24 protein-coding genes are annotated in these 20,759 nt (G+C 61.9%); 18 read left to right on the forward strand and 6 right to left on the reverse strand.

Features of this window, described 5'->3' with window-relative positions; all coding sequences use genetic code 11:
* Nucleotides 1-41: 41 nt before the first annotated feature.
* The 8 genes from ABD013_RS13945 to ABD013_RS13980 are packed head-to-tail and all read left to right on the forward strand — an operon-like array spanning nucleotide 42 to nucleotide 6,585.
* Nucleotides 42-770, forward strand: a complete 729-nt coding sequence (locus ABD013_RS13945) for a 16S rRNA (uracil(1498)-N(3))-methyltransferase (RefSeq protein WP_343807038.1) — start codon at nucleotides 42-44, stop codon at nucleotides 768-770.
* A 31-nt stretch (nucleotides 771-801) separates the two neighbouring features.
* Nucleotides 802-1,755, forward strand: coding sequence for a glutathione synthase (gshB, locus tag ABD013_RS13950; protein WP_343807041.1), 954 nt, complete (start codon nucleotides 802-804; stop codon nucleotides 1,753-1,755).
* Nucleotides 1,752-2,702 carry an energy transducer TonB gene (locus ABD013_RS13955; protein ID WP_343807044.1) on the forward strand — a complete coding sequence of 317 codons (951 nt, stop codon included), beginning with the start codon at nucleotides 1,752-1,754 and terminating at the stop codon, nucleotides 2,700-2,702. The genes gshB and ABD013_RS13955 overlap by 4 nt, the downstream gene beginning before the upstream one ends.
* Nucleotides 2,703-2,739: 37 nt before the next feature.
* On the forward strand, nucleotides 2,740-3,306 hold the full coding sequence (locus ABD013_RS13960) for a YqgE/AlgH family protein (RefSeq protein WP_343807047.1): 567 nt from the start codon (nucleotides 2,740-2,742) through the stop codon (nucleotides 3,304-3,306).
* Nucleotides 3,307-3,319: 13 nt separating this feature from the next.
* Nucleotides 3,320-3,802: a Holliday junction resolvase RuvX gene (ruvX, locus tag ABD013_RS13965; protein ID WP_343807050.1), complete on the forward strand. Its 483-nt coding sequence runs from the start codon at nucleotides 3,320-3,322 to the stop codon at nucleotides 3,800-3,802.
* Nucleotides 3,777-4,286 (forward strand): bifunctional pyr operon transcriptional regulator/uracil phosphoribosyltransferase PyrR, encoded by a 510-nt coding sequence (gene pyrR / locus ABD013_RS13970; RefSeq protein ID WP_343807053.1) that lies wholly within the window; start codon nucleotides 3,777-3,779, stop codon nucleotides 4,284-4,286. The genes ruvX and pyrR overlap by 26 nt, the downstream gene beginning before the upstream one ends.
* A 20-nt stretch (nucleotides 4,287-4,306) precedes the next feature.
* Nucleotides 4,307-5,314, forward strand: coding sequence for an aspartate carbamoyltransferase catalytic subunit (locus tag ABD013_RS13975; RefSeq protein WP_343807056.1), 1,008 nt, complete (start codon nucleotides 4,307-4,309; stop codon nucleotides 5,312-5,314).
* Nucleotides 5,311-6,585: a dihydroorotase gene (locus ABD013_RS13980; RefSeq protein ID WP_343807059.1), complete on the forward strand. Its 1,275-nt coding sequence runs from the start codon at nucleotides 5,311-5,313 to the stop codon at nucleotides 6,583-6,585. The genes ABD013_RS13975 and ABD013_RS13980 overlap by 4 nt, the downstream gene beginning before the upstream one ends.
* A gap of 76 nt (nucleotides 6,586-6,661) precedes the next feature.
* Here the strand turns inward: ABD013_RS13980 and ABD013_RS13985 are convergent, their stop codons facing one another.
* Both ABD013_RS13985 and ABD013_RS13990 read right to left on the reverse strand, forming a co-directional pair.
* Nucleotides 6,662-7,831 carry a PilT/PilU family type 4a pilus ATPase gene (locus ABD013_RS13985; RefSeq protein ID WP_343807061.1) on the reverse strand — a complete coding sequence of 390 codons (1,170 nt, stop codon included), beginning with the start codon at nucleotides 7,829-7,831 and terminating at the stop codon, nucleotides 6,662-6,664.
* Between the two features lie 24 nt (nucleotides 7,832-7,855).
* Complete coding sequence (locus tag ABD013_RS13990; RefSeq protein WP_343807064.1) at nucleotides 7,856-8,890, reverse strand: type IV pilus twitching motility protein PilT; 1,035 nt, start codon at nucleotides 8,888-8,890, stop codon at nucleotides 7,856-7,858.
* 97 nt (nucleotides 8,891-8,987) lie between these two features.
* On the opposite strand from ABD013_RS13990, the gene ABD013_RS13995 reads away from it, so the two are divergent.
* The 10 genes from ABD013_RS13995 (at nucleotide 8,988) to ABD013_RS14040 (ending at nucleotide 17,582) form a co-directional block, all read left to right on the forward strand.
* On the forward strand, nucleotides 8,988-9,731 hold the full coding sequence (locus tag ABD013_RS13995; RefSeq protein ID WP_343807066.1) for a YggS family pyridoxal phosphate-dependent enzyme: 744 nt from the start codon (nucleotides 8,988-8,990) through the stop codon (nucleotides 9,729-9,731).
* Nucleotides 9,732-9,748: 17 nt separating this feature from the next.
* Nucleotides 9,749-10,576 (forward strand): pyrroline-5-carboxylate reductase, encoded by an 828-nt coding sequence (gene proC, locus ABD013_RS14000; protein WP_343807069.1) that lies wholly within the window; start codon nucleotides 9,749-9,751, stop codon nucleotides 10,574-10,576.
* Between the two features lie 27 nt (nucleotides 10,577-10,603).
* Nucleotides 10,604-11,167, forward strand: a complete 564-nt coding sequence (locus ABD013_RS14005; protein ID WP_343807072.1) for a YggT family protein — start codon at nucleotides 10,604-10,606, stop codon at nucleotides 11,165-11,167.
* A 1-nt stretch (nucleotide 11,168) separates the two neighbouring features.
* Complete coding sequence (locus ABD013_RS14010; protein WP_343807075.1) at nucleotides 11,169-11,465, forward strand: DUF167 domain-containing protein; 297 nt, start codon at nucleotides 11,169-11,171, stop codon at nucleotides 11,463-11,465.
* Nucleotides 11,466-11,596: 131 nt separating this feature from the next.
* The gene (gene metX, locus ABD013_RS14015) at nucleotides 11,597-12,772 is read left to right on the forward strand and encodes a homoserine O-succinyltransferase MetX (protein ID WP_343807078.1); all 1,176 of its coding nucleotides are present in this window, start codon (nucleotides 11,597-11,599) and stop codon (nucleotides 12,770-12,772) included.
* The gene (gene metW, locus ABD013_RS14020; RefSeq protein WP_343807080.1) at nucleotides 12,762-13,352 is read left to right on the forward strand and encodes a methionine biosynthesis protein MetW; all 591 of its coding nucleotides are present in this window, start codon (nucleotides 12,762-12,764) and stop codon (nucleotides 13,350-13,352) included. Before metX ends, metW begins: the two co-directional genes overlap by 11 nt.
* A 27-nt stretch (nucleotides 13,353-13,379) precedes the next feature.
* Nucleotides 13,380-13,832: a DUF4426 domain-containing protein gene (locus tag ABD013_RS14025; RefSeq protein ID WP_343807082.1), complete on the forward strand. Its 453-nt coding sequence runs from the start codon at nucleotides 13,380-13,382 to the stop codon at nucleotides 13,830-13,832.
* A 14-nt stretch (nucleotides 13,833-13,846) separates the two neighbouring features.
* Entirely contained in the window at nucleotides 13,847-14,455 is a 609-nt protein-coding gene (locus tag ABD013_RS14030; protein ID WP_343807085.1) for an XTP/dITP diphosphatase, read from the forward strand.
* A gap of 77 nt (nucleotides 14,456-14,532) precedes the next feature.
* Nucleotides 14,533-15,669 (forward strand): radical SAM family heme chaperone HemW, encoded by a 1,137-nt coding sequence (gene hemW / locus ABD013_RS14035; RefSeq protein WP_343807088.1) that lies wholly within the window; start codon nucleotides 14,533-14,535, stop codon nucleotides 15,667-15,669.
* 56 nt (nucleotides 15,670-15,725) lie between these two features.
* Nucleotides 15,726-17,582 carry a methyl-accepting chemotaxis protein gene (locus tag ABD013_RS14040; protein WP_343807091.1) on the forward strand — a complete coding sequence of 619 codons (1,857 nt, stop codon included), beginning with the start codon at nucleotides 15,726-15,728 and terminating at the stop codon, nucleotides 17,580-17,582.
* Nucleotides 17,583-17,588: 6 nt separating this feature from the next.
* Here ABD013_RS14040 and ABD013_RS14045 read toward each other — a convergent pair whose 3' ends face one another.
* From ABD013_RS14045 to dapF, 4 genes are read right to left on the reverse strand one after another with little or no spacing between them, the layout of a single operon-like run.
* A complete protein-coding gene (locus ABD013_RS14045) occupies nucleotides 17,589-18,323 on the reverse strand; it encodes an HAD family hydrolase (protein ID WP_343807093.1) in 735 nt (244 codons plus the stop codon).
* Nucleotides 18,316-19,224 carry a tyrosine recombinase XerC gene (gene xerC, locus ABD013_RS14050; protein WP_343807095.1) on the reverse strand — a complete coding sequence of 303 codons (909 nt, stop codon included), beginning with the start codon at nucleotides 19,222-19,224 and terminating at the stop codon, nucleotides 18,316-18,318. The genes ABD013_RS14045 and xerC overlap by 8 nt, the downstream gene beginning before the upstream one ends.
* A 1-nt stretch (nucleotide 19,225) precedes the next feature.
* Entirely contained in the window at nucleotides 19,226-19,924 is a 699-nt protein-coding gene (locus ABD013_RS14055; protein ID WP_343807097.1) for a DUF484 family protein, read from the reverse strand.
* Entirely contained in the window at nucleotides 19,921-20,751 is an 831-nt protein-coding gene (gene dapF, locus ABD013_RS14060) for a diaminopimelate epimerase (RefSeq protein WP_343807099.1), read from the reverse strand. Before dapF ends, ABD013_RS14055 begins: the two co-directional genes overlap by 4 nt.
* Between the last annotated feature and the right edge of the window lie 8 nt (nucleotides 20,752-20,759).

The raw sequence follows: 20,759 nt of genomic DNA on the forward strand, positions 1-20,759 counted from the left end.
CGACATAATAGCGGCTTGTTTATCCAACCAACAGGACGCTCATGCGCATACCCCGCGTCTATGAATCCCAGCCGCTGTCAGCCGGCGCGCTGATCGAACTGTCCGACACCAGCATTCAGCATGTCGTGCGCGCCCTGCGCCTGCACGATGGCGATCTGATCCGTCTGTTCAATGGCGATGGAGCGGAATACACCGCCGAACTCACCGGTGTCGACAAGCGTCGCGCCAGCGCGCAGATCACCGAGGTCGCCCATCCCGCCGTCGAATCCGGCCTGCAGGTCCATATCGGCCAGACCCTGTCGCGCGGCGAGCGCATGGACTACGCGGTGCAGAAAGCCACCGAAATGGGCGTGACCCACATCACGCCGCTGACCAGCGAACGCTGCGAAGTGCGCCTCAAGGCCGACCGCGAGGACAAGCGCCTGCGCCACTGGCAACAGGTCGCGATCAGCGCCTGCGAACAAAGCTTGCGCACCCGGGTGCCCGAAATCCTTGACGTCAGCCCGCTGGAGCAGTGGATCCAGCACGTGGACGCCGAGCTCAAGCTGGTGCTGCACCACCACACCGCACAACCGCTGCAGTCGATGGAGGCCCCGGCTTCCGTCGCCCTGCTGATCGGCCCCGAAGGCGGCCTCACCGAAGCCGAAGTCGACGCCGCCCTGGCCGCCGGTTTCCAGCCGGTCGCCTTCGGCCCCCGGGTGATGCGCACCGAAACCGCACCCGTGGCCGCCTGCGCCATCCTGCAGTACCTCTGGGGCGATCTGGGATAACCCTTAACGAATTCAGCACAGGACACTCGTGATGACAGTCAAAGTCGGTATCGTGATGGACCCCATCGAGGCCATCAGCTACAAGAAAGACAGCTCCCTGGCAATGCTCTGGGCCGCCCAGCGCAAGGGCTGGGAACTGCACTACATGGAGCAGCAGCACCTGTTCCTGCGTGACGGTGTGGTCAAGGCGCAGATGGCACCGCTGAAGGTCGCCATGGACCCGGACAACTGGTTCGAGCGCGGCGATTATGTCATTCGCGACCTGGCCGAGCTGGATGTCATCCTGATGCGCAAGGACCCGCCGTTCGACAACGAGTTCATCTACAGCACCCACCTGCTGGCGATGGCGGAAGCTCAGGGCACGCTGATCGTCAATCGCACCGGCAGTCTGCGCGATTTCAACGAAAAGCTGTTCGCCACCCACTTCCCGCAATGCTGCCCGCCGGTAATGGTCACCCGTCGTGAAGACCTGCTGCGCCAGTTCCACGCCGAACACAAGAACGTCATCTTCAAGCCGCTGGACGGCATGGGCGGCTCCTCGATCTTCCATATCCGCGAGGACGGCACCAACCTGGGCGTGATCATCGAGACCCTGACCGCACACGGCACCCAGACCATCATGGCACAGAAGTACATTCCCGAGATCAAGGACGGCGACAAGCGGATCCTGATGATCGACGGCGAGCCGGTGCCCTACGCCTTGGCTCGCATCCCCATGGCCGGTGAAACCCGTGGCAACCTGGCCGCAGGCGGTCGTGGCGAAGGTCGCCCGCTGAGCAACCGCGACCGCTGGATTGCGGAACAGGTCGGCCCGACGCTGAAGGAAAAGGGCCTGCTGTTCGTCGGCCTGGATGTGATCGGTGATTACCTGACCGAAATCAACGTCACCAGCCCGACCTGTATCCGCGAACTGGATAACCAGTTTAACCTCGACATCGGCATGCAACTGATGGACTGCATTGAAGGGAAGCTGGCAGCAGAATGAGCACCATGGACGACCGTTTACCACTCTGGCATCACCTGAACAGGGACAGCTTCGGCTTCATGCTGTTCATCGCCACTCTGGTTCACGGCGTCCTGCTGCTTGCACTGAGCTTCAACCTGCCGGACGTGGAGCCGCCGCAGCATACGCTGGACGTCACCCTGGCCCAGTATCCGCAAAAGGAAGAGCCGGACCAGGCTGACTTCATCGCCCAACACAATCAACGCGGCAGCGGCAGTGCCGATACGGCCGCCACGCCCTCCACCACCGAAGTAGCCCCGCTGGCCAGCACCGAGTCTCATCAGCAGGCGGCACAGCAAACACCTGCAGCACCCGCAGCCAAGCCCACACCGGCAGCAGAACCCGGCACCGGCCAGCAAAGCGAGCAGCAGAGCAAGAAAGCCCGCCCCGAGCGCACCGAAATCACACGCCAGACCCCGGATGCACGTCGCAGCACCCCGGCCGAACCTGACAAGCAGGCCGCGGCCCCGGCACCTCAACCAACGGTCAACTCCACCTCGCTGATGGCACGCAGCCTGGAGATGGCCAGCCTACAGGCCCAACTGGACCTGATCCGCGAGGAGCGGGCGAAAAAGCCGCGCGTGCTGCGCCTGACCTCCGCCGAAACCCGTGCCCACAAGTATGCCGGCTATCTGGATAACTGGCGTCGCCGGGTCGAGACCGTGGGCAACCTGAACTATCCCGAACAGGCCCGCCGCCAAGGGCTGCAAGGCACCCTGCGACTGCTGGTGGCGCTGAACCCGGATGGCCAGGTGGTCAATATCGAAATCCTCGCCTCATCCGGCTACCGGATACTGGATGACGCCGCCATTCGCATCGTCCAACTGGCCTCGCCCTTCCAGAGTTTCCCGGTGGAGATGCGCAAGCACGTGGACCGTTTGGAGATCATTCGCACCTGGAAATTTGAGAAACAGACGCGGGTGTACTAAGCCTAAACTACAATCCGACGGCGAAGAGAGTTTGCCCATGCCTTTCACCTCACTTCGTGACCACTTCCTGATCTCGATGCCGCACCTGCTGGATGACACCTTCGCCCAAACCGTGGTCTACATCTGTGACCACAACGAGTACGGCGCCATGGGTATCATGGTCAACCGCCCCAGCGGTATCCGCATGTGTGATCTGCTCAGCCATCTGGAACTGGAAAATCACACCGGACTGGAGTCCGAGCGCCCGATTTTCAACGGCGGCCCGGTGCGTGACGACCGCGGCTTCGTGCTGCACACCCACACCCCGGATCGGGAATGGCTTTCCTCCCACGCCATCAATGACGAGATCTGTCTGACCACCTCACTGGATATCCTCGAAGCCATTGCCCGTGGCGAAGGCCCTGAGACCTTCCTGGTCGCGCTGGGCTACGCCGGCTGGGGGCCCGAGCAGCTGGAGCAGGAGCTGCGCGACAACCTCTGGTTAAGCTGCCCGGCAAATTCGGATATACTTTTCCACCTGCCACTGGAGGACCGGCTGCAAGCCGCGGCCGCCACGCTGGGCATCAACCTGAACCTGTTGCCGGCCCATGCCGGACATGCCTGACTGAATCGACTGGATGAGCAGCGACACCCAACTGGTGCTGGGATTCGATTTCGGCACGACACGTATCGGCCTGGCGATCGGCCAGAGCCTGACCGCCAGCGCCAGCCCGATCGACCCGATCCGGGCCCGCGACGGCATTCCCGACTGGGATGCCCTGGACACCACCGTCAAGCAGTGGCAACCCGACGTTCTGGTCGTCGGCATCCCGCTCAACATGGACGGCACCATCTCCGAGATGGCGCGCCGAGCCCGCAAGTTCGCCAACCGCATCCAGGATCGCTACCAGCTGCCCTGTTTCCTCTGTGACGAACGCCTGACCACGGCCGAAGCCAAGCGTATCCACCTGGATGCCGGCGGCGGCACCAATTTCAAGCAGGAGTCGGTGGACGGCATCGCCGCCCAGCTGATTCTCGAGGACTGGTTCAACAGTCCCGATCGTATCCCAAGCCACACCCGACTGGAGGACATTTATGGTCTCGGGAACCCTGAGCGTTGATGCACTGCTCGACAAGATGGCGGGCGAAACCCGTGCCCTGATCACCCAGCGCCACCTCAACGACCCGCTGATGATCGGCATCCGCACCGGTGGCGTCTGGCTGGCGGAACGCCTGCACCGGCAACTGGAGCTGACCAGTCCGCTGGGCATTCTGGATATCAGCTTCTACCGCGACGACTTCACCCAGGTGGGCATGAACCCCAGGGTTCAGCCGACCCAGTTGCCCTGTGCCACCGAAGGCCGCGACATTCTGCTGGTCGATGACGTGATCATGAGCGGGCGCACCATTCGCGCGGCGCTGAACGAGCTGTTCGACTACGGCCGTCCCGCGTCGGTCAGCCTGATCACCCTGCTCGACCTGCAGCGCCGTGAGCTGCCGATCCAGGCCGATGTCATCGGCGGCACTCTGGCACTGGGTCCCGACCAGCTGGTCAAACTCAACGGCCCCGATCCCCTGACGCTGACCATCCGTCAGCGTGACTGAAACGACAAGAGCACATCACCATGTTTGAGGCTAACGACCCGAACGCGATACAGCTGACCGCCGACGGCCAGCTGCGCCATTTTCTGACCACCGAGGGGCTGCCACGCGAGCTGCTGATCGAGATCCTCGACACCGCCGATTCCTTCGTCGACATGAGTCAGCAGCAGGTCAAGAAGATCCCGCTGCTGCGTGGCAAAACCGTGGCCAACCTGTTCTTCGAGAACAGCACCCGTACCCTGTCGACCTTCGAACTGGCCGCCAAGCGCCTGTCCGCGGACGTGCTGAACCTGAACATCAACACCTCCTCGACCAAGAAGGGCGAGACACTGAAAGACACCCTGATGACGCTGGAAGCGATGCACTCCGACATGTTCGTGGTACGTCACTCCGACAGCGGTGCCGCCCACTTCATCGCCCAGCACGTCACACCGAACGTGGCCGTGATCAATGCCGGTGACGGCCGTCACGCACACCCGACCCAGGCGATGCTGGACATGCTGACCATCCGCCGCCACAAGGGTGACTTCGCGCCGTTGAAAGTGGCCATCGTCGGCGACATCCTGCACTCCCGTGTAGCCCGCTCGCAGATCCACGCGCTGCGCACTCTGGGCGTCGACGAGATCCGCGTCATCGCGCCGAAAACCCTGCTGCCGCGTCATATCGAGGCACTGGGCGTAAAGGTCTATACCGAGATGGCACCGGGCCTGCGCGACGTCGACGTGATCATGATGCTGCGCCTGCAGAAGGAGCGCATGCAGAGCGCGCTGCTGCCGAGCGAGTCCGAGTTCTACAAGCTCTACGGCCTCAATCGCGACAAACTGGCCTACGCCAAGCCTGATGCGGTGGTGATGCACCCGGGTCCGATCAACCGTGGCGTCGAGATTGAGTCCGAGGTAGCCGATGGCCCGCGTTCACTGATTCTCGACCAGGTCACCAACGGCATCGCCGTGCGCATGGCGGTGATGTCCAAGGCGATGGGCGGGCAGTTGTCACAGCGCGGCGAGATCGGTCAGGAGGAGCAGGCATGAACATTTTGATTTCCGGCGGTCGCGTCATCGACCCGACCCAGCAGTGGGATGAAGTGGCCGACCTCTATGTGCAGAACGGCGAAATCGTGGCACTGGGCCAGACCCCCGAAGGCTTCGTTGCCGATGAGGTGATCGATGCCAGCGGCCAGGTGGTCTGTCCCGGCCTGATAGATCTGTGCACCAACCTGCGCGAGCCGGGCTTCACCCAGAAAGGCACCATCGCCAGCGAAACCGTCGCGGCCGCCGCCGGTGGCATCACGACACTGGTGGTAACGCCCGATACCCAGCCGATCGTGGAAACCGCCGCCGTGGCCGAACTGATTCAGGATCGTGCTGCCGACCTCGGCTTCGCCCGCGTGCTGCCGATGGGGGCGCTGACCCGCGGCCTGGAAGGGGAACAACTGGCGCCGCTGCACGGCCTGGCCAGCTCCGGCTGCATCGCCTTCACCAACATGCGCAACGCTATCGCCAGCAGCCAGACGCTGCTGCGCTGCCTGGAATATGCTGCCACCCACGATCTGCTGGTGGTGTTCCAGGCCCAGGACAACGCCCTGGCGGCCAACGGCTGCATGCACGACGATACCACCTCGACCCGTCTGGGCCTGAACGGCATTCCAGAAGCGGCAGAAACCATTGAGGTCTCCCGCTGCCTACTGCTGGTCGAGCAGACCGGCGTGCGCGCCCACTTCGGCCAATTGTCCTGCGAGCGCTCGGTCCGGATGATTGAAGCCGCCCGCGAACGCGGCCTGGATGTCACCGCTGACGTGGCGATCCAGCACCTGCTGCTGACCGACGAAAGCGTCAACGGCTTCAATTCCGCCTACCACCTACAGCCGCCATTGCGCAGCCAGCTGGACCGTGCCGGCCTGCGTCAGGGCCTGGTGACCGGCACCATTGCCGCGATCTGCTCCGACCACCAGCCGCACGACCCCATCGCCAAGCAGGCGCCCTTTGCGGCCACCGAGCCGGGCATGACCGGCCTGGAGACCCTGCTGCCACTGAGTCTGTCGCTGGTGGAACAGCAACTGCTGGAACTGCCGCAGCTGATCGAAACCCTGACCGCCGCGCCGGCACGTATTCTGGGCATTGAAGCCGGTACTCTGGCGATCGGCTCCCAGGCCGATATCTGCATCTTCGACCCCAGCCTCGAATGGGAACTGACCGAAGACAGCCTGAGATCCGCCGGCAAGAACACGCCCTTCCTGGGACAAACCCTGAAAGGACGCGTCAACGCCACGCTGATGGACGGACGCATCGTGTTCCGCCGCTGAGCGTTGGCGAGCGCATAAAAAAGGGCGGCTCCCTCACGGGGCCGCCCTTTTTTCATGTCCGACCTCAGCCGAAGCCTTACATCCCCTTGACGTCGAGTTCGCCGCCCAGATTGAGGTTGTCGTCCTCGTCCTGCAGGGTGAAGCTCGGCATATCCGACTCCTGTGCATCCGCCTTTTTGCTGGTTTCTTCATCCAGCTTGATCATCAGGCGCAGGTCGTTGGCAGAATCCGCATGGGCCAACGCCACCTCGTAGGTGATCACGCCATCGCGGTAGAGGGCGAACAGTGCCTGGTCGAAGGTCTGCATGCCCAGGTTGGTGGATTTCTTGATCACTTCCTTGATCTCATGCACTTCGCCCTTGCGCACATGGTCCTGGATCAGCGGCGTATTGATCATCACCTCGATGGCGGCACGACGCCCCTTGCCATCCACCGTCGGCAACAGCTGCTGGGCCACAATTGCCTTGAGGTTGAGCGACATGTCCATCCACACCTGGTCGTGATGTTCGGGACCGAAGAAGGAGATGATGCGATCCAGCGCCTGGTTGGCGTTGTTGGCGTGCAGCGTCGCCAGACAGAGGTGACCGGTTTCGGCAAACGCCAGCGCGTACTTCATCGTCTCGGCCGAGCGAATCTCACCCATCAGGATCACATCTGGCGCCTGACGCAGGGTGTTTTTCAATGCCACTTCGAAGGATTCGGTATCGATACCCACCTCACGCTGGGTGATGATGCTCTTCTTGTGGTTGTGAACGTATTCGATCGGGTCTTCAACGGTGATGATATGACCGGCATGGTTCTCGTTGCGATAGTCGATCATCGATGCCAGCGAGGTCGACTTACCGGTGGAAGTACCACCCACGAACAGGATCAGGCCGCGTTTGGTCATTGCCAGGTCACGCAGTACGTCCGGCAGCTTGAGCTCCGCCATGCTCGGGATATGGCCGTTGATTGAGCGCAGCACCATGCCCGGCGTATTGCGTTGCATGAAGGCACTGACACGAAAACGGCCAATGCCCGGTGCACTGATAGCGAAGTTGCACTCGCTGGTACCTTCAAACTCGGCCAACTGCTTGTCGTTCATGGTGCTGTAGACCAGTGCACGGGTCTGACTCGGCTTAAGCGTTTCCTTGGTCAGGGGACGAATGGTACCGTCCACCTTGATCGAGGGGGCCGCCCCGGCAGTCACGAACAGGTCAGAAGCCCCCCGATCCACCATCACTTTCAAAAGCTGGGTAAAGTCCACTATTTACTCCTGTGTATGCCTGCCTTAGAAGGCGGCGGGGTTCTTCGCTTTCTCGCGGGCCAGTTCCTTGGAGATGATACCCTTCTGCATCAGCTCGGTCAGCGACTGATCCAGTGTTTTCATGCCGTAGGCAGCACCGGTCTGGATCGCCGAGTACATCTGCGCCACCTTGTCCTCGCGGATCAGGTTACGCACCGCCGGCGTCCCGATCATGATCTCGTGTGCGGCAACGCGACCACCTTTTACCCGCTTCAGCAGAGTCTGGGAGATCACCCCCTGCAGGGATTCGGACAGCATGGAGCGCACCATGTCCTTCTCGGCCGCCGGGAAAACATCGATGATACGGTCGATGGTCTTGGCGGCTGAGGTGGTGTGCAGGGTGCCGAACACCAAATGGCCGGTTTCAGCGGCGGTCAGCGCCAGGCGGATGGTTTCCAGATCTCGCATCTCGCCCACCAGAATCACGTCCGGGTCCTCACGCAGCGCCGAACGCAGGGCATTGGAGAAGCTGAGGGTATCGCGGTGCACCTCACGCTGGTTGATCAAACATTTCTTGCTTTCGTGGACGAATTCGATCGGGTCCTCAATGGTGAGGATATGGTCGGAACGCGTCTCGTTGACGTAATCGATCATCGCCGCCAGGGTGGTACTCTTACCGGAGCCGGTCGGGCCGGTCACCAGCACCAGACCGCGCGCCTGCTCGGACAGGTCCCTGAACACCTTGCCCATATCCAGGTCTTCCATGGTCAGCACCTTGCTCGGCACGGTACGGAATACCGCTGCCGCGCCGCGGTGCTGGTTGAAGGCGTTGACACGGAAACGCGCCAGGTTGGGCACTTCGAACGAGAAGTCTGCTTCGAAATGCTCTTCATAATCCTTGCGCTGCTTGTCGTTCATGATGTCATAGACAAGCGTGTGCACCTGTTTGTGGTCCAGTGCAGGAAGTTTGATACGCCGCACATCGCCGTCAACACGGATCATGGGCGGCATGCCGGCGGTCAGGTGCAAGTCGGAGGCACCCTGTTGCACGGAGAATGATAAAAGTTCGGTAATATCCATAAGCAGTCGAGATCCGGAGCAGCTTCCATTAAACTTTATTGTTCTAGCAGAATAGGCATAACGTGCCAATGACAGCCGTCAGTATTCATGGGTGATTATGTTAGCAGACAAGTATGACAGTGTTCGTCAGCAGATCCTGAGCGCCTGCCAGAGCGGCCAGCGCGCGCCCGAGAGTGTGCAGCTGCTGGCCGTCAGCAAGACCCGCGGCGCCGACGAGATCCGTCAATTGCATGCCTGCGGCCAGACTGCCTTTGGCGAGAACTATCTGCAGGAGGCGCTGGACAAGATTGCGGCACTGCAGGACCTGCCTCTGGAGTGGCACTTCATCGGCCCGATCCAGTCCAACAAGACGCGTGCCATCGCCGAACAGTTCGACTGGGTGCACAGTGTCGACCGACTCAAGATCGCCCGCCGCCTGTCCGAGCAGCGCCCGGACGAACTGCCGCCGCTGAACCTCTGTCTGCAGGTCAACATCAGCGACGAGGCCAGCAAGTCCGGCTGTACCCCCGAGGAATTGCCCGAGCTGGCCCGGGCCGTAGCCGCTCTGCCCAGGCTGCGCCTGCGCGGCCTGATGGCCATTCCGGAAGCCGAAACCGACCCGGCCCGCCAGCGCGCCACTTTCGCTCGCGTGCGGACGCTGATGGAAGCCTTGCAGGCTGAACTGCCACAGCTGGACACCCTGTCGATGGGTATGTCCGGCGACCTTGAAGCCGCCATCGCGGAAGGCTCGACACTGGTACGAGTCGGAACCGCCCTGTTCGGCCCGCGCAACTATAACAGCGCAGGGACCAACTCAGAGGCAAACCCCGGTGCCGATACCAGTGCCACAACCAATGTTTGAACCACAGGAGTAGATTCGTGAGCCAACAACCCGTAGTCGCTTTTATCGGTGCCGGCAACATGGCCCGTGCCATCATCGGCGGCCTGCTTGAAAACGGTTTCGCGCCGCAGAACATCTGGGCCGCGGAGCCCGAGTCTGCCCGTCTGGAAGATCTGGCCGCTCAGGGCCTGAACACCACCACTGACAACACCGCCGCCGTCGCCGCGGCCGACCTGGTGGTACTGGCCGTGAAACCACAGATCATGCAGGCCGTGGCCGCCGACCTGGCAGCCGCCGCGCAGCAACACCAGCCGCTGTTTGTCTCCATCGCTGCCGGTATCAGCCTGGATGCGCTGGAACGCTGGCTGGGCGGCAACGCCGCCGTGGTACGCTGCATGCCCAACACCCCGGCACTGGTGCAGACCGGCGCCAGTGGCCTGTTTGCCAATGCACGCGTTTCTGATCTCCAGCGCGATCAGGCGACTCAGGTGATGCAGGCCGTCGGCATCGCCCTTTGGGTGCAGAACGAAGCCGAGCTGGATGCCGTGACCGCCGTTTCAGGGTCTGGACCGGCCTATTATTTCCTGATGATGGAGGCGATGACCGCTGCCGGCGTCAAGCTGGGCCTGAGCGAGCCCACCGCGCGAGACCTGACGCTGCAGACCGCGCTGGGTGCCGCTCGCATGGCCAGCAGCAGCGATGTGGATGCAGCCGAACTGCGCCGCCGCGTCACCTCGCCCAAGGGCACCACGGAACAGGCCATCAAGACCTTCCAGGCCCAGGGGCTGGAAGCGATCGTAGAGCAGGCAATGACCGCCTGTCGCGACCGTGCCGTCGAGATGGCTGAAGAGCTCTGCAAAGACTGACGATTCATCTGCCAAACAGGACCGATCATGGGACAGGACCCGATTACCCTTATTGTCAGCCTGGTGGGAGGCATCTTCTCCTTCCTGCTGCTGATGCGCTTTGCGCTGCAACTTTCTCAAGCTGACTACTACAACCCTATCTCGCAATCCGTGGTGCGTATCACGCAACCGATTGTCGGCCCGCTGCAGCGCGTACTGCGCCCCAGAGGGCGTTTTGACTTCGCCACACTGATCGTGGCTCTGGTGGTCAAGGCGATCGCCATCATACTGCTGATTCAGTTTTCACCAGTGTTTGCGGCTGCGGGCGGGTCGATCAATCCGTTGCACCTGTTGATCTTCTCATTGACCGGTGTACTCAATACCCTGTTGACCATCTACTTCTGGGCCACGCTGGGCGCCGTGATCATCAGCTGGATCGCACCGGACAGCTACCACCCGGCACCACAACTGCTGCTGCAGCTGAGTGAGCCGCTGTTTGCGCTGGCACGGCGGGTGATCCCGCCGATCGGCGGACTGGACCTGTCACCGATCCTGATATTCCTGCTGATCCAGATCGTGCAGAGTTACCTCAAAGCCTTCATTATCCTCTGACATGAACGCCCCCTGGTACAACTGGCAGGATGAGGATCTGATCCTGCGCTGCCATCTGCAGCCCAAGGCATCCCGGGATGAAATTTCCGGGCTGCACGGAGACAGTGTTAAGATCCGCATTGCGGCACCGCCGATCGAAGGGCGTGCCAATGCGGCACTGGTCAAGTTTCTGGCCAAGACCTTCGGCGTCGCCAAACGCGATGTCAGCATTATCAGCGGCGAGCTGGGGCGGGAGAAACGGGTGCGCATCCACGCCCCCGCGAAACTGCCGGACGGGCTCGACCTATCATCGGACTAAAGGGACACGACGTTGTTTACAGCCAGGTTTCTGATGCTCTGCCGGGTGTTGCACTACGACATGTGATGCTCGAATCGAGGCGCCTGAGCGCCATGCCGACACTTCCCGCATCCTGAAGAGTGAGAACCACCATGCCTGCTGTAATTCCTGATGACTCCGTAGGGCTGGTCAGCCCCGAGCGCATCCATTTCGATCACCCACTGGAACTGAGCTGCGGCCGCACGCTGCACAGCTGGGACCTGATGATCGAAACCTACGGTGAGCTCAACGCCGACTGTTCCAACGCCATCCTGATCTGCCATGCCCTGTCCGGGCATCATCATGCCGCCGGCTATCACAGCACGGACGACCGCAAGCCCGGTTGGTGGGATTCCGCCATCGGCCCCGGCAAGACGATCGATACCAACCGCTTCTTCGTGGTCAGCCTGAACAATCTGGGCGGCTGTCACGGCTCCACCGGTCCCAACACGCTGAACCCGGACACCGGCAAACCCTACGGCCCCGACTTCCCGATCATGACGGTACAGGACTGGGTGCACAGCCAGGCTCTGCTGGCCGACCACCTGGGCATCGACCAGTGGGCCGCCGTCGTCGGCGGCAGTCTGGGCGGCATGCAGGCGCTGCAATGGTCGATCAGCTACCCCGACCGCCTGCGCTATTGCGTGGTGATCGCATCGGCAGCCAAGCTTAGCGCGCAGAACATCGCCTTCAACGAGGTCGCACGCCAGGCGATCAGCAAGGACCCCGAGTTCCACGCCGGGCATTACTACGAGCATGACACCGTGCCGCGCACCGGCCTGATGCTGGCCCGCATGGTCGGCCACATCACCTACCTGTCCGACGATGGCATGCGCGAAAAATTCGGTCGCGAGCTCAAGGACGGCAAGCTCAGCTTCGACTTCAATGCCCAGTTCGAGGTGGAGTCCTACCTGCAGTATCAGGGCGAACGTTTTTCCTCTTCGTTCGATGCCAACACCTACCTGCTGATGACCAAGGCACTGGACTACTTCGACCCGGCCGGGGAGCAAGGCCACAACCTGGCGGCAGCACTGGCCCCGGCCAAGTGTGACTTTCTGGTCGCCTCCTTCACCACCGACTGGCGTTTCTCGCCGGAGCGTTCACGCGAGCTGGTCGATGCCCTGGTCGCAGCTGGCAAAGCGGTCAGCTATGCCGAGATCGATGCGCCCCAGGGACACGACGCCTTCCTGATCCCGATTCCGCGATACATGGAGGTGTTCAGCAGCTACATGAACCGCATAGCCGATGCCCTGTCCCAGCCGAATGGAGGAACCAACGATGCGCGCTGATCTTGAGATCATCAACGAATGGATTGCGCCGGGCTCCCGGGTCCTCGACCTGGGCTGCGGCGAGGGTGAATTGCTGGCTCACCTGACACAGGAAAAAGGCGTCAAGGGCTATGGCCTGGAGATCGATCACGACAACCTGACCGCCTGCATCGAAAAGGGTGTCAGCGTGATCGAGAAGGATATCGACGATGGCCTGGCCTCGATCGGCAATGACAGCTTCGATACGGTCATCATGACTCAGGCACTGCAGAGCATGCACCGCCCGGACCTGATCGTCGACGAGATGCTGCGCATCGGTCGCGAATGCATCGTCACCTTCCCCAACTTTGCTCACTGGCGCGCCCGCGGCTATCTTGCCTTCAGGGGCAAGATGCCGGTGTCAAAGTTTCTGCCCTATACTTGGTACAACACGCCGAACATCCACTTCTGCACCTTCAAGGATTTCGAGCAACTGTGCGTCGATCGCAACATCGAGATTCTGGAACGCACCGTGGTCGACCACCAGCACCGCCATCACTGGTGGATCAAGCTGTGGCCGAACATGCTCGGCGAAATCGCCATCTACCGTATCACCCGCTAGGACGCAGCCGATACCGAGGAGGATAACATGCGCTTCCATCCTGCAACCCTGAGCCGCCTGCTGGCAGTGGCGGCGCTTGTATTCAGCCCAGTCACTCTGGCCGAACAGATGATGTCCGACGGCCAGTACGAGATCCACTACAACGCCTTCAACTCCAGCTTCATCACGCCGGAAGTGGCGCAGCAAAATAATCTGGTGCGCAGCAAGTATCGCGCGCTGGTCAATGTATCCGTGCTTGAGATCGGCGAAGACGGCAGCAAGAAAGCCACCACGGCGATCGTCTCCGGCCAGGCTGCCAACCTGATTGGCCAGGCCCAGCAGCTGGAGTTCAAGAAGATCGATGAAGGCAACGCCCTGTACTATATCGGCGGCTTCCGCTTCACCGAAGACGAGCAGCTGAAAATCACCCTGAGCGTGCAGCCGGACCCGAACAAGCCGGCCTACAGCATTGAATTTGACCAACGTTTTTACGTCGATTGAGTTAACCAAGTCACATGATAGACAAGATCGTCCTGGCCAGCGGTAACCGCGGCAAACTGAAAGAGTTCGGCGAGATCTTCTCGCCCCTGCAGATCGAAGTGATGCCGCAGTCGGACTTCGCCGTCCATGACGCCGAGGAAACCGGCCTGAGCTTTGTCGAGAATGCCATCCTCAAGGCCCGCCATGCGGCCCGCATCACCGGTCTGCCGGCGCTGGCCGACGACTCCGGCCTGGAGGTGGATGCCCTTAACGGCGCTCCGGGCATCTACTCGGCGCGCTACGCCGGCGAAGGCTGCGGCGACGACGAGAACAACGCCAAGCTGTTGCAGGCGCTGGCTCAGGTGCCGCAAGAGCGGCGCAGCGCCCGCTTCCAGTGTGTGCTGGTATTCATGCGCCATGCCGAAGATCCGACACCGCTGATCTGCCAAGGCAGTTGGGAAGGCCGCATCCTGACCGAGCCCCAGGGCCATAACGGCTTCGGCTACGATCCGCTGTTCTACGTACCGGAAACCGACTGCGCCAGTGCCGAGCTTAGTCCCGAACAGAAGCAGCAGTACAGTCATCGCGGCAAGGCGGTGCGCCAGTTCATCGACGCCATCGGCCCCTGGCTCAAGCACGCATGAGCCAGCAGCCAAGCGAGAGCCTTCAGCGAGGGGAGAGCCCTCAGCCAAACGAGAGCCTTCAACCAAATGAGGGCCCGTTGCCCCCCTTGTCGCTGTACGTACATATCCCCTGGTGTGCGCGCAAATGCCCCTATTGCGATTTCAACTCCCATGCCGCCCCGGAGCAGCTGCCCGAAACGGCCTATGTGGATGCCCTGCTGGACGACCTGACCGCGGACCTGCCGCTGGCCGGTGGCCGCCCGCTGCAATCGATTTTCATCGGTGGCGGTACGCCCAGCCTGTTCAGCCCCGAATCGATCGACCGGTTGCTCAAGGGTATTGCTGCCCACACTCCCCAGGTGGATGACATCGAGATCACCCTGGAGGCCAACCCCGGCACCTTCGAACAGGCACGCTTCGAGAGCTATCGCGCCGCCGGCGTGAATCGCCTCTCCATCGGTGTACAGAGCTTCAACGCCGAGCATCTCCAGCAGCTAGGCCGCATCCACAACCCGGATGAAGCCTGCCGCGCGGCCGAAGCCGCCGTGGCGCTATTTCCCCGGGTCAACCTGGACCTGATGCACGGTCTGCCGGGACAGAGCGTTGATCAGGCGCTGGCCGACCTGAAGCAGGCGCTGGCCTTTGATCCCGGGCACCTGTCCTGGTACCAGCTTACGATCGAGCCCAACACCGAATTTCATGCCCGCCCACCACAGCTGCCGCTGGATGAAGCGCTCTGGGCGATTCAGGAACAGGGACAAGCACTGCTGGACGCCCGCGGCTATGCCCAGTACGAGATTTCCGCCTACTCGCGCCCGGGGCAACAGGCCCGCCACAACCTCAACTACTGGCAGTTCGGCGACTATCTCGGCATCGGTGCCGGCGCACACGGCAAGCTCAGTCAGCTGGATGCTGATGGCCAGTTGCAGATCAGCCGCCGCCACAAACAGCGCCAGCCCAAGGGTTACCTCGATCCTCAACGCCGCCTGGCCGGCGACGAGCTGATTGCGCTTGAAGATCGAGCATTCGAGTTCATGCTCAATGCGTTACGGTTGACCCAGGGTGTGCCCTCGGACTTGTTCAACGCGCGCACTGGGGTTAGTTTATCCATGGTAGAAGCACTGCTACGGCAGGCTCGAGAGCGTGAGCTGCTGGTCAGCGATACGGCCCGACTGGCGCCTACGCCTCAGGGGCGCTTGTTCCTGAATGACCTGTTGGCACTGTTTTTGGACTGAAACCTGACCTGTACCCTTGCACGGATGTTGTCACCACGCACAGGATGTTTCCCTGCATGACGATTAAACAGAAACTGAGCACCCTGATAGCGCTGATCCTGATTGGCTTTATCGCCATGGGCCTGATCACCTTCCACACCCTGGGGCAGTATCGCGAGCTGGTCACCATCAGCGGGACCCTGGCCCAGGTGGAAAACCACAAACAGGACCTGCGCCGCCATGAGAAAGACTTCCTGGCACGCCTGGACGACGGCTACCTGCAGCGCTTTGAGACCAGTTTTGGGCAGTACCAGACCGGGCTGGAGCAACTCCAACAGCTGCTGCCGGAGCCAGAGCTGCAGGATCAGCTGAACACCTTCGCCGCGCGCATGCAAACCTATGAGCAGGCCTTCACCGCCGTCAGCCAGCTGCGCACGCAGATCGGCCTGGACGAAACATCCGGCCTGCGCGGCCAGCTCCGCGGCACCATTCATGCGGTGGAACAGGAGATCCGCGCCACCGACAACAGCGACCTGCTCAGCAGCCTGCTGATGCTGCGCCGTCATGAAAAGGACTTCCTGCTGCGCCTGAATACCAAGTATCTGGATCGTTTCCTGAAGCAGACAGATTTTTTTGGCCAGCAGATCGACATGCTGTTGCTGCCCGCGCAGAGTGCGTCACTACACCCCCTGCTCAGCCAGTATCGTGACAGCTTCCAGCACCTGGTCGAGGCCTATCGTCAGCTGGGCCTGACCGTTGATCAGGGCCTGATGGGCCAGATGCGCACCGCCGTCAAAAGCACCGACGAGCTCCAGGCCCTCCTGGAGAAGCATCTCGACAAGCGCATGGACAGCGAACAGCAGCGTCTTATGACCACCGCCGTGCTGGCCATCATCCTGGCGATCCTGGCCACCGTGATACCGGCCCTGCTGCTGGGCCGCAGCATCCTGCGCCCGATCAATGCGCTGGCCGGCACCATGAAACGCGCCAGCGACGAACACGACCTGACGCTGAGGTTCAACACCAACGGCCAGGATGAAGTGGCGCAGATGGCACAGGACTTCAACCGGATGATGGACAGTTTCCGTGACCTGATCGCCCGCGTGGCCGGCACCTCGTCCCAGCTGTCAGCCGCTGCCGAACAGCTGTCGGCCACCACCCGGGATACATCAGAGGGGCTGAGCCAGCAGCAGGCCCAGGTACTTCAAGTGGCCGCTGCCGTGCAGGAGATGGAAAGCTCCATGCAGGAGATCGCCGGCAATACCGAAAATACCGCCGCCACCGCCTCCCTGGCACAACAGGATGCCAGCGAGAGTACTGCCCGAGTGCGAGGCAATATCGACGCCCTGCAGAAGATGGCCGAGAAGGCAAGGGAGACAGCTAGCGTGGTCGATCAGCTGCGCAGCGAGAGCGACAATATCGGCACCATGCTCGATGTGATCAAGGAGATTGCCGAGCAGACCAACCTGCTGGCGCTGAACGCGTCCATCGAGGCCGCTCGCGCCGGTGAACAGGGACGGGGCTTTGCCGTGGTCGCGGATGAGGTACGGACTCTGGCAGCCCGTTCACAGCAGTCGGCGGCCGAGATCGAGCAGCGAGTGCTGAGCCTGCAGGAGCAGACACACAATGTCAGCCGACTGATGCAGGAGAGCGTCCGTGACAGCGAGGAAAGTGCCGAGCAGGCCGGTGCCACCATCAGTGCGCTGGGCACCATTACCAGCGGAGCTGCCAGCATCGTCGATATGACGACTCAGGTCGCCTCAGCCACCGAGGAACAGGCGTCGGTGGCGGCCGAGGTCACCCGCAACATCGAACATATCCGCGGCATCATGGCCGGGGCCAACGATCAGGTGGGCCAGAATGCCGATGCCAGCCAGATGGTGGCACAGCAGGCCGCCGAGCTGCAGAACGCGGTTGCCAGCTTCCGAACCTGAAAGGAGCTAGAGCGTCACTCGGCCTTCGCCCTGTGACGCCAGTCGCGCCACCTGGACGGGAATCTCCGACAGGCAGCTGACCCGGGCATCCGCCCGTGCCGGCCGAGGCCAGTGCTGGCCCGGCAGATTGACCCAGAGCGTCCACATACCGACCTCACGCGCCGCCTGGATATCATTCACCGGATGATCACCGATATGGACCACCTGCTCCGGCCGCAGTCCAGTATGGTGCAGTGCCTGGGTGAACATCTGTGGATGCGGCTTGGCATGGCCAACGGTATCGGCGTTGAACTGGAAATCAAACAGGTGCCCGATCAGGGTCTGACTCACATCGGCGTTACCGTTGCTGAGCGCACCGATAATGTAGCCATCCCGACGCAGCTGCTCCAGCATCGCCTGGGCATGTTCGAACAGCTCCACTTGATGCCGCGCCTGCATGAACACCTCAAATGCCCGCTCCGCCAGCAGGGTCGCTTCAACCTCACGATAGCCAGCTGCGATACAGCCCCGCTCCAGCAGCTTGATGCGGATCAGGCTGACGCTGTGGGCAATCTCCGGCATCGCCGCCAGCAGCTCCCCCCTCAGGGCTGAACCCTCGGCCATATCGTCCAGCCGGTGACAGGCGGTAAACAACGGCGCATTTTCCTCCAGCCATTGCCAGAGCGTCTTGTTGGCCTGGTGAATCACCGGGTCGACCGCCCAGAGGGTATCGTCCAGATCAAAGGTGACACATTTAATCATCGCGCTTCTCCCTTGCCCTCGGATGGGCCTGTTCATACACCTCCATCAGGTGCTGGAAGTCGAGGTGGGTATAGATTTGGGTGGTGCTGATATTGGCGTGCCCCAGCAGCTCCTGCACCGCACGCAGGTCACCGCTGGACTCCAGCAGGTGACTCGCGAAGCTATGCCTGAGCCGATGCGGATAGACGCGCCCGTTGGTACCCTGCTCGGCCCCCCGCTTGCGCAACCGTTGTTCCACCGCCCGTGTGGTCAAGCGTCCGCCCTGCTGGCTGACGAACAACGCGGTTTCCTCGGCCTTTGCAAGCGTGTGCCTGATCGGCAGCCACTGCCGGATCGCGTCCTGGGCCATGCGCCCGATCGGCAGCTGCCGGGTCTTGTTGCCCTTGCCCAGTACAATCACCACGCCCTCGGCCAGATCCAGATCACGCAGATCTACACCGACCAGCTCGGATACGCGCAGCCCCGAGGAGTAGATCAGCTCCATGATGGCTCGGTCGCGGATATCCAGAGGCTCATTGCCGCTTACATCCAGCAGGGCACCGACCTGTTCGGTATCCAGCGTCTGCGGCAGGCGTTTCGCCGCCTTGGGCGCCTGTACCGACAGTGCCGGGTTGCGACTGACCCAGCCTTCGCGGGCCAGAAAACGGTAGAAGGTGCGGGTGGCGGAGAGCAACCGCTGCAGACTGCGGCCGGACTGGCCCTGAGCATGCAGGGCACCGATGGCGTAGCGCAGGCCGGTTTCGTCCAGTCCACTCCAGGGATGAGTGTCAGCACCGATCTCGGCCAGTAGAGTGGCGAGGTCGCGCTGATAGTTCTTCAGCGTATGCGGAGAGAGCTGACGCTCCACCCGCAAGTAGTGCAGAAAGTGCTGCGGCCAATCGGCTTCGGCCGGTGCAGGCATCTCAGCGATCCTGCTCCTGCAGGATGCGGCAGATCACCCGGCTGAGCACCTCGCCGACATAACTCAGGAACAGAGTGCCCTGGCTGCTCTGGAAGTAGTTGGGGTCGTGACTGCCGATCGCCAGCAGGCCCAGGGTGTCCCCCTTGACCAGCGGCACCACCGCGGCGGACTGCACCTTGACGCTGCGCTCCTGGAACAGGAAACGGTTCATCGCCTCGGAGAGCTGGCCGCAGCTGGGCAGGTTGGTCTCGATCAGCGGCTGCACCAGTGAATCCTCGGCACGGGCCAGGGTACGGACACTGTTGCTCTCCAGCGAGCGTTCGCTGAACAGCAGCAGTACTGTCTCGTCACCGTAGAAGTCGCGGCACAGGCTCTCCTCGATCGCCACGGCCACATCGTCCAGCGTCCAGGCCTCGAGCAGCGCCAGCACCATGCGCTTGGTCTTCTCGAACTGGACATCGTTGTAGCGTGCCGCATCGATCAATTCAGACAGGTGTCCATGCAGCTGCTGGTTGCGTTCACGCAGCAGTGAAGTCTGGCGCTCTACCAGCGACACCGCGGTACCGCGCTGATGAGGTACGTAGAGTTTCTCCAGCAGATGGGTGTACTGACTGAAGAAGTCCGGGTGCTCGGCCAGATAGTCGGCCACCAGGTCTGCAGTTACTGCGGGTTGTTCCAGTACTTCACTTGCGTCATTCATAGGTAGATCTGTCCTTCGAATACGGTTGTCGCAGGGCCGGTCATGCGCACCGACTGCCCCTCTCCCGGCCAGCGGATACGCAGATCGCCGCCGGGCAGGTGCACCAGCACCTCCTCATCGAGCAGGCCACGCAAACGCCCCGCCACCACCGCGGCACAAGCTCCGGTGCCACAGGCCAGGGTTTCGCCGGCGCCGCGCTCATAGACACGCAGGCGGATCTCGCCCCGATTGACCACTTGCATGAAGCCGATATTGGCCTTCTGCGGAAAGCTCGGATGAGGCTCCAGCATCGGCCCCAGGGTTTCGACAGGCGCGGTATCGACATCGTCGACCACCAGCACACCGTGCGGATTGCCCATGGAGACCGCACTCAGTTCAATGCACTCGCCATTCACGTCAACGAAATAAGTCGCCGCCTGACGTTCGGCCTGGAAAGGCACTTCGACCGGGCGCAGTTCAGGTGCGCCCATGTCCACGTCGACCTGACGGTCGGGCAACAGATAGAGCACCGCCTGACCACGGGCGGTTTCCACATGAATCTCGTCCTTGATGGTCAGTCGGCGTTCACGCACGAAACGACCGAAGCAGCGGGCACCGTTGCCACAGTGCTCCACTTCGGAGCCGTCGGCATTATAGATACGATAGCGGAAATCCATGTCCGGGCGGCTCGGCGGTTCCACCAGCAACAACTGGTCGAAGCCGATGCCCAGATGACGATCCGACAGCTTGCGCACGATCTTGGGCGTAAGGCGCACCCGCTGAGAAACGGCATCGATCACCATGAAATCGTTGCCCAGACCGTGCATTTTGGTAAAGCGTACCAGCATTGACGCGC

Origin of the sequence: Marinobacterium maritimum, assembly GCF_039523155.1 — a bacterium.
Classification (GTDB): domain Bacteria; phylum Pseudomonadota; class Gammaproteobacteria; order Pseudomonadales; family Balneatricaceae; genus Marinobacterium; species Marinobacterium maritimum.

Excerpts from the sequence above, each read along its gene's own strand:
- ABD013_RS14030 (WP_343807085.1), top strand. The coding sequence starts at position 13,847 with ATGATAGACAAGATCGTCCTGGCCAGCGGTAACCGCGGCAAACTGAAA.
- ABD013_RS13975 (WP_343807056.1), top strand. The coding sequence starts at position 4,307 with ATGTTTGAGGCTAACGACCCGAACGCGATACAGCTGACCGCCGACGGC.
- ABD013_RS14045 (WP_343807093.1), bottom strand. The coding sequence starts at position 18,323 with ATGATTAAATGTGTCACCTTTGATCTGGACGATACCCTCTGGGCGGTC.
- pyrR (WP_343807053.1), top strand. The coding sequence starts at position 3,777 with ATGGTCTCGGGAACCCTGAGCGTTGATGCACTGCTCGACAAGATGGCG.
- xerC (WP_343807095.1), bottom strand. The coding sequence starts at position 19,224 with ATGCCTGCACCGGCCGAAGCCGATTGGCCGCAGCACTTTCTGCACTAC.
- gshB (WP_343807041.1), top strand. The coding sequence starts at position 802 with ATGACAGTCAAAGTCGGTATCGTGATGGACCCCATCGAGGCCATCAGC.
- ruvX (WP_343807050.1), top strand. The coding sequence starts at position 3,320 with ATGAGCAGCGACACCCAACTGGTGCTGGGATTCGATTTCGGCACGACA.
- ABD013_RS13955 (WP_343807044.1), top strand. The coding sequence starts at position 1,752 with ATGAGCACCATGGACGACCGTTTACCACTCTGGCATCACCTGAACAGG.
- ABD013_RS14055 (WP_343807097.1), bottom strand. The coding sequence starts at position 19,924 with ATGAATGACGCAAGTGAAGTACTGGAACAACCCGCAGTAACTGCAGAC.
- ABD013_RS13945 (WP_343807038.1), top strand. The coding sequence starts at position 42 with ATGCGCATACCCCGCGTCTATGAATCCCAGCCGCTGTCAGCCGGCGCG.
- ABD013_RS14025 (WP_343807082.1), top strand. The coding sequence starts at position 13,380 with ATGCGCTTCCATCCTGCAACCCTGAGCCGCCTGCTGGCAGTGGCGGCG.
- ABD013_RS13990 (WP_343807064.1), bottom strand. The coding sequence starts at position 8,890 with ATGGATATTACCGAACTTTTATCATTCTCCGTGCAACAGGGTGCCTCC.
- metX (WP_343807078.1), top strand. The coding sequence starts at position 11,597 with ATGCCTGCTGTAATTCCTGATGACTCCGTAGGGCTGGTCAGCCCCGAG.
- dapF (WP_343807099.1), bottom strand. The coding sequence starts at position 20,751 with ATGCTGGTACGCTTTACCAAAATGCACGGTCTGGGCAACGATTTCATG.
- ABD013_RS14010 (WP_343807075.1), top strand. The coding sequence starts at position 11,169 with ATGAACGCCCCCTGGTACAACTGGCAGGATGAGGATCTGATCCTGCGC.
- ABD013_RS13980 (WP_343807059.1), top strand. The coding sequence starts at position 5,311 with ATGAACATTTTGATTTCCGGCGGTCGCGTCATCGACCCGACCCAGCAG.
- ABD013_RS14005 (WP_343807072.1), top strand. The coding sequence starts at position 10,604 with ATGGGACAGGACCCGATTACCCTTATTGTCAGCCTGGTGGGAGGCATC.
- ABD013_RS13995 (WP_343807066.1), top strand. The coding sequence starts at position 8,988 with ATGTTAGCAGACAAGTATGACAGTGTTCGTCAGCAGATCCTGAGCGCC.
- ABD013_RS14040 (WP_343807091.1), top strand. The coding sequence starts at position 15,726 with ATGACGATTAAACAGAAACTGAGCACCCTGATAGCGCTGATCCTGATT.
- metW (WP_343807080.1), top strand. The coding sequence starts at position 12,762 with ATGCGCGCTGATCTTGAGATCATCAACGAATGGATTGCGCCGGGCTCC.
- ABD013_RS13960 (WP_343807047.1), top strand. The coding sequence starts at position 2,740 with ATGCCTTTCACCTCACTTCGTGACCACTTCCTGATCTCGATGCCGCAC.